This window comes from uncultured Paenibacillus sp. (genome assembly GCF_963515335.1).
Taxonomy (GTDB): Bacteria; Bacillota; Bacilli; order Paenibacillales; family Paenibacillaceae; genus Paenibacillus_I.
Genome location: NZ_CAUPYC010000008.1, coordinates 45,746 through 57,883 on the forward strand (window position 1 = coordinate 45,746; position 12,138 = coordinate 57,883).

Genomic DNA, 12,138 nt, shown 5'->3' on the forward strand with positions numbered 1-12,138 from the left:
GAGAGGTTTTTCCTGTTATGATAGGATTACGAGCATAGTGGAGACTGGAGGCGAATGGAATGATTAGAGCCATGCTGGTGGACGACGAACCGATGACGCGAAGCGGACTGCGGCGGTTCGTGGACTGGGAACGGCTTGGAATAGAGATTGTCGGCGAGGCGGAGGACGGCATGGACGCGCTCGATCGATTTGTTGCGCTGCGGCCCGATATTGTGCTGAGCGACGTAAGGATGCCGAGAATGGACGGCATCGCGCTGGCACATCGCATCCGCGGGATCGATCCGCGATGCAAGCTTATTTTTCTGAGCGGCTACAACGATGTGGACTACCTGAAATCGGCTATCAAGCTGCAGGCCGTCGATTATATGCTGAAGCCGGTGCAGATGCCGGAGCTGTCCGCCCTGCTGGAACGGATCGCGGGGGAGATCGCCGAGGAACGGGCGAACGAGCGAGAGCTTCAGGAACTTCGGGAGCAGTACGACCGGAGTCAGCCGGAGCGGCAGGAGAGGCTGGTCAAGACGCTGCTGGGTCTCGTACCCGCCGCGCGCGAAGAATACGAGTCGGCCTTGCAGGAGCTCGGACGGCTGGAAAGCGCATTTCCGGTCACGGGATATTATCAATGCGCCGTGTTCCGCTTCCGGGACGAAGCGGCCCGCAGGCGCTGGCGTGAGGAGGCGATATCCGAAGCGCACGCGGCCATGCTTCCCGTCCTGGCGGCGCTCATCGACGGGCTCGGGGTAGCCTGCGCGGCCATCCCGGATTTGCGCCGCGACGACGGACTGGATCTGTGGCTGAACCGGCTCACCCGACGCGGTAATGGAGACGAGCGCAGCGGCGTCGTCGCGGGAATCGGCGAAGCCGTGTCCCAGCTAAGCGGATGCCATGAATCCTACCGGCAGGCGGTGGAGTCGCTCGTCTACCGGTTCTACAGGGGATGGCATACCGTCATCCGGTACAAGGATCTTCCGCAGGACAGCCGTCAATCGAGGCTGTTCGACAAGCAGGCTCTGATCCGGTTCGAGACATTGCTGCGGGGCAAGCAGCTAGGGGAGGCGGGGAAGTGTCTGGATGAGACGATCAACGAGCTGCTGCTGTACACGCCGGCAGAGGTAGGTGCGGTGCGCGAAAAGCTGTTTCGCTGGTACGTTGCGCTGACCCGGATTTACCCTGAGGCGATGTGGGAATTCGAGAACGACCGGCTGTGGGCGAGCATGTTCGTATCGGGGGAGCTGTTCACGATCCGCAAATATATGATGCAGCAGTTGGGCGCCATCCGGGAAGCGCTGGAGCATCCGGATTCGAGCGACAAGACCGTTATACGTGACATCATCCGGTTCATTCAGGAGCATTACGGCGGAGATGTTTCCATCAATGCGCTGGCCGCCCATGTTCATCTCGCCCCTACTTACATGTGCATTCTGTTCAAGAAGGAGAAAGGGCTGTCGATCAATGATTATATTACGCAATACCGGATCGGGCAGGCCAAGCTTCTGCTCCGGGACCGCAGGATGAAGCTGTATGAGGTTGCGGCCAAGGTGGGTTATCAGGATGCGAACTATTTTGCCAAGGTGTTCCGGAAAATGACGGGCGTCATTCCTTCCCGATACCGAGACACCCTGTCGGAGCCGTGATGGGGCCGGGTCAGCGCATACGCGAGCGGCTGCTGCGCGTCCGCATCAAGACGAAGCTGATGGTCATGTTTATTGCGTTGATCATCATTTCCGTAGCCGCGGTATCCGTGACCGTCTATCAGAACACGACCCGCATTCTGGAGAGAAGGGCGGAACAGACGACCGAGCGGTCCATCAACCAGGCCAGTTCCTTCCTGTCCTACAAGCTCAGCAATGTGAAGGATATTTCCAGCATCCTGTTTATGAACAAGGAGCTGAATCAGATCTTGAACAAAGGCAGATCCGAGTTGCCGATGGGCGAGCAGATCGACGATTATCGTCGAATCATCAGCATCCTGCGTTCCGCGCAGAACAGCCGGGATATTTACAGCATTCGGCTTTATGTCGATTCCGCCGGCATCTATGCGAGGGAGAACAGCATCATTTTCGCCCTGTCCACGATTCAAGACGCTCACTGGTATGGGGAGATGCTCCGCAACGGGGAAGGAATTTATTGCCGTTCAACCTACAAATATGATTACTACGGAGAACGCGGTGAACAAAACATCGTCTCCTGTGTCCGTCCGCTGTATTCGGATGGTTTTACAGGAGGGGTGGTGGGGGTCGTGTCGATCGACATTCTGGAGAATACGTTCCAGCAGATCATCAAGGAAACCGAAATCACGTCAACCGGCCGCGTCTATCTGGTCGATGCGCGGGATCGGGTCGTCTCCGGCATGGACGACGGGGATCTTGGAAACGTCATTCCGACGGTGGACGCGAAGTCGCATATCGTCATCAACCAGCAAATCGAAGGGGCAAGCTGGCGGCTGGTCGCCTATATTCCGAAGAGAGAGGTCAATGCCGAGATCAGCCAATGGACGTCCAGGCTGTACGCCGTGCTGTTCGCGGTGATCGTGTTCGGCGCGATCTTCGCGGTCGTTTTCTCGGAGGGCATTACCCGGCGCATTCAGCCGCTGCTGCAGCATATCAAGCAGATCGAGGCGGAAAATTGGGATGCGCACACGCCCGTGACGGCCCATGACGAGATCGGCGTGCTGCAGTCGCACATGAATCGGATGAGCGATAATATGCGGCGCCTGATCAGGGACAAGTACAAAACGGAGACGCGGAAAAAGGCGGCCGAGCTGCAGGCGCTGCAGGCCCAAATCAATCCGCATTTTCTCTATAATACGCTGGACCTGATCCATTGGATGGCCATGGAGCGCGGCGCGGTCGAAATCAGCGACGTAGCGGGCCAACTGTCGACCTTCTTCCGCATCAGTCTCAGCGGAGGCCGCGACGTCATTACGATCGAAGACGAGATCGCGCATGCGCGAACGTATCTGGATATCCAGAACCGCCGGTTCGGCGGTCGGATCCGCTACACGATCGATGCTGATCCCGAACTGCTGCAGCTCAAGACGGTCAAGCTGGTCCTGCAGCCTGTCGTCGAGAATGCGATCTTGCACGGCATCCGGGAGCGGCGCGGCAGCGAGGGGGATATCCGCATCGGCTGCCGCCTGGAAGGCGGGTGTTTGGAGCTGGCTGTCGAGGACAACGGAATCGGGATGTCGGACGAGCAGCTCGCGCGCCTGAACGGGGACGGTTCGGCCGCCGGCTACGGCATCCGCAATGTGAAAGACAAGCTGCGGTTGTATTTCGGCGGAGAAGCCTGCGTGGTATTCGAGCGGAGGCAGGGGGAAGGGACGATTGTCCGGCTTCGTTTTCCGGCTACGCCGGTGGATATCCGGCCCAACGAGGAGATGGAGGAGCAAACCGATTCGGACAACAAAGGCAGCGATTCGTGACAAATACGCTTCCTTTACAGCATGTTAATATGAAGTCAGCAAGGACACACCGACATGATGGGGGAGATCCGATGGGCAAGAGAGCAAGCTTTGGTATCGTTTTTGTATTGATTATGGCCCTGCTGGCAGCTTGCGGAGGCGGCAACAACGGTGCGAACGGCGGTACGAACGGCAGCGGGAACGGCAGCGGGAACGGCGGAGGCGAGACATCCAAGGCGGAAAGCGGGGCAGCGGGCGGGGAAGAAACGAAGCCGGTGCTGAGACAGCTCGGATTCCAGCGCAATTTTGATCCCAACGCGGATCCGGTCGCCGCTTTTCTGGAAGAGAAAACGGGCTACAAGGTGGAATACGAAACGCTGCCGCTCGAGAACCCGGATGACAAGCTGAACCTGCTGATGGCGAACAACGAGCCGTACGATATTTTGAAGCTTTCCGGCTCGCAGTACAACCGCCTTGCGGTGCAGGGCGCGCTGGAGCCGCTGGACGGGCTGCTGGAGCAGTACGGACAGACGCTTCTGAACTCGACGCCCGCGGAGTTTTTCGACAACGCCAAGGTGGACGGGAAAATCTACGGTATTCCGGAGAAGCATCCGCGCGGATTTATCGGCAGCGCGCTTGCCGTACGGCAGGATCTGCTGGATGAGCTGAAGATGGACGTGCCGACGACCGTCGATGAATTCTATGCGCTGCTGAAAGCGATCAAGGAGCAGAAGGGGATTATCCCGCTGACCGGATTCGAGAGCATCATCCCGGAAATTTCCGGCGCCTTCGGCGTCGTGACCAGCTTCGACGTCCAGGACGGCAAGCTGATCCACCGTCTGGAGGGGCCGGGCATGAAGCAGTACCTGGCCTTTATGAGCAAGCTGTATCAGGAAGGGCTGATCGATCCGGAATGGCCGGTCAACAAAGCCGACACGATTCAGCAGAAATTCACCACTGGCAAAGCCGGCATCATGACTTATGGCTGGGGTATTGCGCCCGCGGTTACCGAGGCGCTGAATAAAAATATGCCCGGCGCCAAGATTACGTTGATCAAATCGCTGAAAGGCGAGAACGGACAGATCGGGAACTGGATCCAGGGAGGCGGCGTGAGCTGGTACATCGCCATTCCGAAGTCTTCCAAAAACAAGGAAGCCGCGATGAAATACATGAACCTGAAGGTGGAGCCGGAGCTGTTTCAGGAGCTGGCGATCGGGCAAGAGGGCGCCCAGTATACCGTTAAGGAAGACGGAAGCAAATTTCCGATCCTGCCTGACTTCAACGAAGCGCGCGGCAATTCCGACTGGTTCATGACGAGCACGAACGCCGCCCAATTTGAAGAACTGTGGCTGCTGCGGGTTCGCAAGGATATGGTGCTGTACGAGACGTTCCAGGATATTCAGACACAATTGTCCGTCGGGCGCAGCGACCCGACGCTGTTGGCCCCTCCGCTGCCCGTCGTCGCGAACAATATGCAGAAGCTGAACATGGCGGAGAATGATTATGTGATCAAGGTTATCGCCGGCGCCGAATCGCTCGACGGCTACGATGCCTTTGTGAACGATTGGAAAGCGCAGGGCGGCGCGGATGTGATCGCCGAGCTGTCCGCCTGGTACGACGCAAACAAATAGAACCGGCCGGAGCTGGGATGCCAAAGGGCATCCCGGCTTTATTCCGTTTAATGGAACCCGTCGGATCCAATATCTCAAGATATTCCTTCTTTTCATAAGATCATAGTCTAACCGGAGCGGAACAACTATTGCAAAATAGAGTTATGGAGGAGAACTGGAGGGATGCAAGATAATTTCAGCCGCTGGGGCCGATCCGTCGCGTGGACCGGGGATGGACACACGCTATCTCGAGCGGCCGGTCGCCTTCCGGCACGTCAGGCTCAACCAGGTTCAGGAGCATTGCGGCCGCGCGCTCGGCGGTTGTCCCGTCGAGCGCGATTTCCGGCTGGTATACATGCTGTCCGGGAACGGGCGGTTGTTCATTCAAGGCGCGGAACTGGCGATGCCGCAGCGTCATTTTGCCTGGTTGGGTCCGCATACGGAATTTCGGCTGCAGACGGCCGGGGCATCCAGCGAACCTGTGCGCGTCATGTCGGTGCATCTGCAGCAGGTATCCGCCGGACCGGCACTGGCCTCGCTATTCGGCGCCGGAGAAGGCGGCCGCGTGCTGCATGACAGCATGGGAATCGAGGAGTCGATCCTGGATTTGAAAAAGGAACTGCAGATAAGCGATTCATACACCTTGCTCATGCTGGAGGGCGTCCTTGCACGCCTGCTCGCTCAGCTCGGCCGGGAACTGTCCCTGAACGGGGCAAAAACGGCGGACCGGGCCCGGGCGGCATGCAAGCAGGAACTTGTCGAGCAGGCGATTCAATATGTGGATGAACATCTGGAGCGGATTACGGAGCTGAGCAGTGTGGCGGCCGGGCTCGGGTACAGCCACTCCCACCTGTCCCACGCCTTCCGCGAGCGAATCGGGATTTCTTTGCAAACGTATTGGGCGAACCGGCGGATGAGCCGGGCCATGCGGCTGCTGCAGGCCGGGGACCGGAGCATCACGCGAATTTCCGAGGAGCTTCGCTACCAGTCGATTCATTCGTTCAGCAAAGCATTCAAGAAAGTGACGGGCATCACACCATCCGACTATCAAAGTCTGTATGGAAGGGGTTGGGGTCTTGAGTAGCATTGCGATGCTGATGCCTCGTCGGGTCATGAACCGCGTGATGTCCGAGGAGGCCTTGCAACGGCTGGCGGGCGGCAGGCAAGTGGCGTTTCCGCCGCCGGCAGAAGGCTCGCCGCCGTCATGGGACAATGTGATTCGGGGTGCGGAGATTATACTCACCTCCTGGAACAGCCCGCCGCTGTCAGAGGCTCTGCTGCAAGAAGCGCCGCAGCTTAAGCTGTTGCTTCATGCGGCAGGGTCGGTCAAATCGGTCGTCACAGATTCGCTGTGGGAGAGGGGGATCCGGGTCGTCTCGTCGGCTTCCGTCCTGAGCAGGGGGGTGGCTGAAACCGCTCTCGGACTGACCATCATGTCGCTCAAGAACATCTGGGACGTGACGGAGCGGACGCGCGCCGGAGACTGGTGGAACAACCGGGTGGATGAGGTGCGCAGCGGCATCCGGGAGATGTACGGCTTGACGATCGGGTGCATCGGCGCCGGCCAGGCAGGCAGGCGCTATATGGAGCTGCTGCGGCATTTTCGCGTGAAGGTGCTGCTATACGATCCGACGCTGACTGTGCAGCAGGCCGCTGCGCTCGGTGCGGAGTCCGTCTCCATGGAACGGCTCATGTCAGAGGCGGATCTGGTCATGGTGCTTGCGCCGGAAATTCCGGCCACGTACCGCATGATCAATGAAGCCCGTCTGTCGCTGCTCAAGGACGATGCGGTGTTGATCAACCTTGCCCGCGGCTCGCTGGTCGATGAGTCGGCGCTGCAGCGGCGGCTGTCGTCGTCCGGGTGCCGGCTCAAGGTGATTCTCGACGTGACCGATCCCGAGCCGCCTCCGGCCAGCCACTGGCTGCGCACGCATCCGAATATCCGGCTTACGGGACATATTGCGGGATCCGTCAACAACGGACTGTTTGCGCTCGGGGCATTTGTCCTCGATGAATTGGAGCGGTACGAGTCGGGTGAACCGTTAATCGGAGAGATCGACCGGGCCGGGCTTAATCAATTGGCGTAGGGGGCTGTAAAATACGTGAAAACAGCAGTATTTCTTGCCGCAGGGCAATCTCTCCGGCTGCCGCCGGTCGAAGGGGGCGAACGGTTCGACTGGACGGAGTTGGATAAGGTCCCGCTCGACGGCTATGATGCCTTGTTCCTGATCGGCGCCGATTCGCTCGATACCCAGGCGACGCTGTCTTCTGCGGTCTGCGCCAAACTTTGGGCATTCGCCGAACGGGGAGGGCGGATCTATGCCGAGCTGATCGAGACGTTCGATTATCCGGGTTCGCGGCTGTTCGGCTTGAAGCAGGATTTTCCCGTTACGCGCAGGACGATGGAGAAGCTTCGGCTTCATGTCCGGTTGTCCGGCATGGCGGAGGGAGAGCTGCTGGAATGGTCGGGCGCACTGCAGCGCGGCTTCTCCGTCGATATCGGGCAGCCGGAAACGGTCGTGCTGACTGCGGGCGTCTATAAGGAAACGCATCACAGCAGCGGGGAAGGTGCGGTTGCGGTGCCCGGCCTGATCGTGAGACAGGCCGGAGCGGGACGGATCGTCTATGCGGCGTTCTCGCTGTTCTCCTCCGCCGCGCCGGAGCAGCTTCGTCCTTACGGCAGCTGGACCAGCCTCATCGGGGCGTTGAGGGAAGAAACGGGCATCCCGTTCCGGCTGTGGGAACCGATGATCCGTTTGGCAGGAGAGGCGGTTACTCCCGCGGAAGCGGTCGCGGCCAACGTGCAGTGGTTCATCCGTTCCGGCATGATGCCCCGGGCGGACGGATCACGCGGCGTGTACGAGAATATCCATTCCGTCACGGGGCGGCTGTCGCCGGACCGGCGGCCGGACTGTCATGCCCATACGGCGCTGATGCTGCATCTGTACGGCAGATGGACCGGCGAGAAGCGTTGGCAGGATGCGTCCGACAGGCTGTTGCATTTTTTGTTTGACGGGGGCTTCCAGGATACGGAACCGGACTCGCCGTCGTATGGGTTTTTCCGCTGGTACGAATATCCAGGGGCCCACCCTCATCAATTGTTTACCGACGATAATGCCTGGGTCTGCACCGTGCTGCTTTACCTTTTCCGCAAGACGGGCAGCGGTATATACAGGGAGAGGGGGCTGCTGCTGTCGGAAGCCCTGCTGGCAACGCAGCGGGAAGACGGCCTGCGGCCGAACGTGCTGACCCGCTCCCAGCTCGCTGCCCTCGGGAGGGAAGGGGCGGCCAAGCTGCCGCCGAGCCTGAATCCGCATTTTGAAAGCATTACGCATACCGCCTTTATCCAGGCTTATCTGGTCACCGGAAACCGGGCCTATCTGGATACGGCGCTTAATGGTGCCCGCACGCTGCTGGCCAGGCAGGCTCAGCTTGCGTTCATGTACAGCCGGACCTCCGGTCTGACCAGGCTTCTGCTTCCGCTCGGCTATTTAATCAAGCACGATGCGAGCGGGGAGATCGAAGCCGGGCTGCGGCAGGCGATCGCGTACCTGATGTCCCGTCAGCATGCGCTGGGCGGGATCGAGGAGGCGGGCAATCCGGATCCGGAACGGTTCGGGATGGAGGATGCGGGTGTCTATATCGACGACGGAGAGGGCATTGCCGACCAGCTGTATACCAATAACTTTCTTCTGATGAACAGCTGGGAACTTTGGAAGGCGACGGGACACCCGGCGGACCGGAAGCTTCAAGAGGGCGTTTCGGCGTTCATGCGCCGCATCCAGATCCGCAGCGGGGATGAGCGGTACGACGGCGGCTGGATGCGGGCGTTCGACCTGAACAGGTGCGAGTATTTCGGCAATAACGGCGACACGGGCTGGGGTCCGTACTGCATGGAAAGCGGATGGACCAATGCCATCGCCTCGGCGGGGCTGCTGCTCGAGCTGCTGGATGAGAGTCTTTATGCGTAAGGGGAGTGTAGGCGGACGGATGACAGACTATGGGGAAATGTCGCTGGAACAAAAAGCGGGTCAATTGTTCACCTTCTATTACAAGAACACGGCGTACACTGAGGATGCGGAAAAGCTGATCGTGGAACTGGGCGCCGGCGGCATGTTCCTGGACATGCAATGCCTGAACATCCCGGAGCAGGTGCACCGATTGACGTCGGCCATGCAGGACGCCGCACTGTCAAGGGGCAGCGGCATTCCGCTGTTCGTGGCGGCCGACTTCGTAGCGGGCGCCGGCTGCAAGCTGGCGAGCGGAGGAGCGGTTCATTTTCCGAAAAACCGGGCGATCGGCGAGGCCGGCGATGAGCGGCTGGCGTATGAGAGCGGACGCATTACGGCCGAGGAATCGCTGATCATGGGTGTGAACTTCAACTATAGTCCCGTCGTCGATGTAAACAACAATCCCGATAATCCGGTGATCGGCACCCACTCCTTCGGCGATACGGCGGATGTCGTATCCCGGATGGGAACAGCCGTAATCAGGGGCTATCAGGAGCACGGCATGATCGCCACCGCGAAGCATTTTCCGGGGCATGGGGATACGAATGTCGATTCCCACCTCGCGCTTCCGGTGCTGCCGTTTGACCGGGAACGGCTAGAGACGTTCGAGTTGGCGCCGTTCCAGCGGGCGATCGAGGCCGGCGTCGATGCGATCATGGTCGGTCACATCGCCGTCCCGGCACTGGATCCGTCCATGCTGCCGGCGACGCTGTCGCGGCCGATGGTGACCGGCCTGCTGCGGGAGCAGATGGGGTACGAAGGACTGATCGTGACCGACGGCATGTCGATGCAGGGGGTCGCTTCGCTGTACACGCAGTCTTGCGCTTGCGTCATGGCGCTCCAGGCCGGCGCCGACATTCTGCTCGTCGATCCGCGTGACACCGCGGAGGCGCGCGAGATGGTAGCGGCCGTGCTGCGAGCTGTCCGGAACGGCGAGCTGACCGAGGCGCGACTGGATGAGTCGCTGAGACGGATACGGCGGGCGAAGGAGCGCTACGGCCTGACGCCGCAGGCGTTTCAGCCGAGACCGTTCGATGGAAGAGGGCTGAAGCGGGATGCTGCGATAGCGGTCAGCCGGGAGCTGGCGGCTCGCGCACTGCTTCGGCACGGCGAGCCTAGCGCGTGGGAGAGGGTCCGGCGTTTCACACGCGAGGGCGGCCGGTGGATGGTGCTGTACGAGCGGTCTTTGTCGGATTTCGCGGATGGGCTGGCGGCTGGCGGCGTTGTCGTGGAACGGTTGAAATTCGCCGCGTATGAGGATATGCCTCAGGCATTGGAGCAGGCGGACGAGGGATTCGGGTGGATTGTTGCGATCACTCACAACAAACGGATGCGGTTCGACGTGCTGAATGCGCTGGAGCAGCGCGCCGCCCTGCGGGAACTGCCGGTGCTGCTCGCGCATTTCGGTTCGCCGTATGACGCAGCGGCTTTTCCGGGCTTGCCGGCGCTGTTGCTGCATGACCGGGCGCCGGCATTGCAGGAGGCGGCCGCTTCGGAGCTGGCGAGACAATGGCGGAGGGGAAGGAGACGCGCATAAATGGAGAAGCATCTGCAGACGGACATCGTCATCATCGGCGGAAGCACCGGCGGCTGCGCCGCTGCGCTCGCCGCTTCGTGCGCGGGCAAACGCGTCATCATGACGGAGGCATCGGACTGGATCGGCGGGCAGCTGACCAGCCAGGCGGTGCCGCCCGATGAGCATCCGTGGATCGAGCAGTTCGGCTGCACCGCGGGCTATCGTAAATTTCGCAGACGGGTAAGGGAGTACTACAAGCGGCATTATCCGGTGCTGCCGTCGGGCATGGCGGATGCCCGCTTCAATCCGGGCAGCGCCATCGTCAGCGAGATCGCGCACGAACCGCGGGTCGCGCTGGCGGTGCTTCGTGAGATGCTGGCGCCTTTCGTGAGCAAGGGATCGCTGCTCGTGATGGAAGATCACGAGCCGGTCAAGGTGGAAATGAATGGCGATGCCGTCGCTGCCGTTCATGTGCGGAGCGTGAGAACAGGAGAACTTTCGGTCCTGACGGGCGCTTACTTCCTGGATGCGTCCGACGAAGGCGACCTGCTGCCGCTGTCCGGCGCCGAATATGTGACCGGCGCAGAGTCGGTGCGGGATACCGGCGAGCCGCATGCCCTTGAGGGAGAAGCTGATCCCATGGACATGCAGGCAATCACCTGGTGCTATGCGGTCGATCATCTCGAGGGCGAGAACCACACGATCGAGAAGCCGGAGCAATACGATTTCTGGCGCAGGTACCGGGCGGGTTTCTGGCCGGATCAGCAGCTCGGCTGGACGGGTCTTGTACCGCATACGCTGGCGCCGGTGCGGTACTGCTTTTTCCCTGACGGGAAGTCGTTCTCGCTCTGGAACTACCGGCGCATCATCGACCGTTCCCTGTTTCGGGAGGGTGCGTTCGACAGTGACATTACGCTCGTCAACTGGCCGCAAAACGATTACTGGCTGGGTCCGATCATCGACGTTGATGAGCCGGAACGGGAACGGCATCTGGAGGGTGCGCGGCAGTTGAGCCTTGCCTTGCTCTACTGGATGCAGACGGAAGCGCCGCGTCCCGACGGCGGCGCCGGGTACCCGGGGCTGCGGCTGCGCGGAGATGTGACGGGGACGCTGGACGGGCTCGCGAAGCGGCCGTATATCCGCGAATCGAGACGGATCCGGGCAGAGACGACGATCGTGGAGCAGCATCTGAGCCCGGATTGCCGCAAGGACGGCCAAGCCGAGGACTATCACGACTCGGTCGGCGTAGGCGCTTACCGGATCGATCTGCATCCCAGCACGGCGCTTCGCACCTATATCGATGTGTCCAGCCTGCCGTTCCAGATACCGCTCGGCAGCCTCATCCCGGTGCGGGTCAACAACCTGCTGGCCGCATGCAAGAACATCGGGACTACTCATATTACGAACGGCTGCTACCGGCTGCATCCGGTAGAGTGGAATATCGGCGAAGCGGCCGGTTATTTGGCTGCCTATTGCATCGACAAAGGCATTGAGCCGCGCGCGGTTCGCAGCCATCCCGATGAGCTCGGTTCGTACCAGGCTCTGCTTGTGAAGGCCGGGATTGAAATGAAATGGCCCTCCTTGCACGCACTATAATTTGAA

The 12,138-nt window shown here is 60.5% G+C and carries 8 protein-coding genes; all 8 read left to right on the forward strand.

Features of this window, described 5'->3' with window-relative positions:
* Window positions 1-59 precede the first annotated feature (59 nt).
* The 8 genes from RWM61_RS04910 (at window position 60) to RWM61_RS04945 (ending at window position 12,132) form a co-directional block, all read left to right on the forward strand.
* Complete coding sequence (locus RWM61_RS04910) at window positions 60-1,631, forward strand: response regulator (RefSeq protein WP_313998029.1); 1,572 nt, start codon at window positions 60-62, stop codon at window positions 1,629-1,631.
* A complete protein-coding gene (locus RWM61_RS04915) occupies window positions 1,631-3,421 on the forward strand; it encodes a sensor histidine kinase (RefSeq protein ID WP_313998031.1) in 1,791 nt (596 codons plus the stop codon). The genes RWM61_RS04910 and RWM61_RS04915 overlap by 1 nt, the downstream gene beginning before the upstream one ends.
* A 71-nt stretch (window positions 3,422-3,492) precedes the next feature.
* A complete protein-coding gene (locus RWM61_RS04920; RefSeq protein WP_313998033.1) occupies window positions 3,493-5,031 on the forward strand; it encodes an extracellular solute-binding protein in 1,539 nt (512 codons plus the stop codon).
* 211 nt (window positions 5,032-5,242) lie between these two features.
* Window positions 5,243-6,094 carry an AraC family transcriptional regulator gene (locus RWM61_RS04925; RefSeq protein WP_313998035.1) on the forward strand — a complete coding sequence of 284 codons (852 nt, stop codon included), beginning with the start codon at window positions 5,243-5,245 and terminating at the stop codon, window positions 6,092-6,094.
* Window positions 6,087-7,097: a hydroxyacid dehydrogenase gene (locus tag RWM61_RS04930; protein ID WP_313998037.1), complete on the forward strand. Its 1,011-nt coding sequence runs from the start codon at window positions 6,087-6,089 to the stop codon at window positions 7,095-7,097. The genes RWM61_RS04925 and RWM61_RS04930 overlap by 8 nt, the downstream gene beginning before the upstream one ends.
* Before the next feature lie 15 nt (window positions 7,098-7,112).
* Window positions 7,113-8,981, forward strand: coding sequence for a hypothetical protein (locus RWM61_RS04935; protein WP_313998039.1), 1,869 nt, complete (start codon window positions 7,113-7,115; stop codon window positions 8,979-8,981).
* 19 nt (window positions 8,982-9,000) lie between these two features.
* A complete protein-coding gene (locus tag RWM61_RS04940) occupies window positions 9,001-10,557 on the forward strand; it encodes a glycoside hydrolase family 3 N-terminal domain-containing protein (protein WP_313998041.1) in 1,557 nt (518 codons plus the stop codon).
* Complete coding sequence (locus tag RWM61_RS04945; protein WP_313998043.1) at window positions 10,558-12,132, forward strand: FAD-dependent oxidoreductase; 1,575 nt, start codon at window positions 10,558-10,560, stop codon at window positions 12,130-12,132.
* Window positions 12,133-12,138 lie beyond the last annotated feature (6 nt).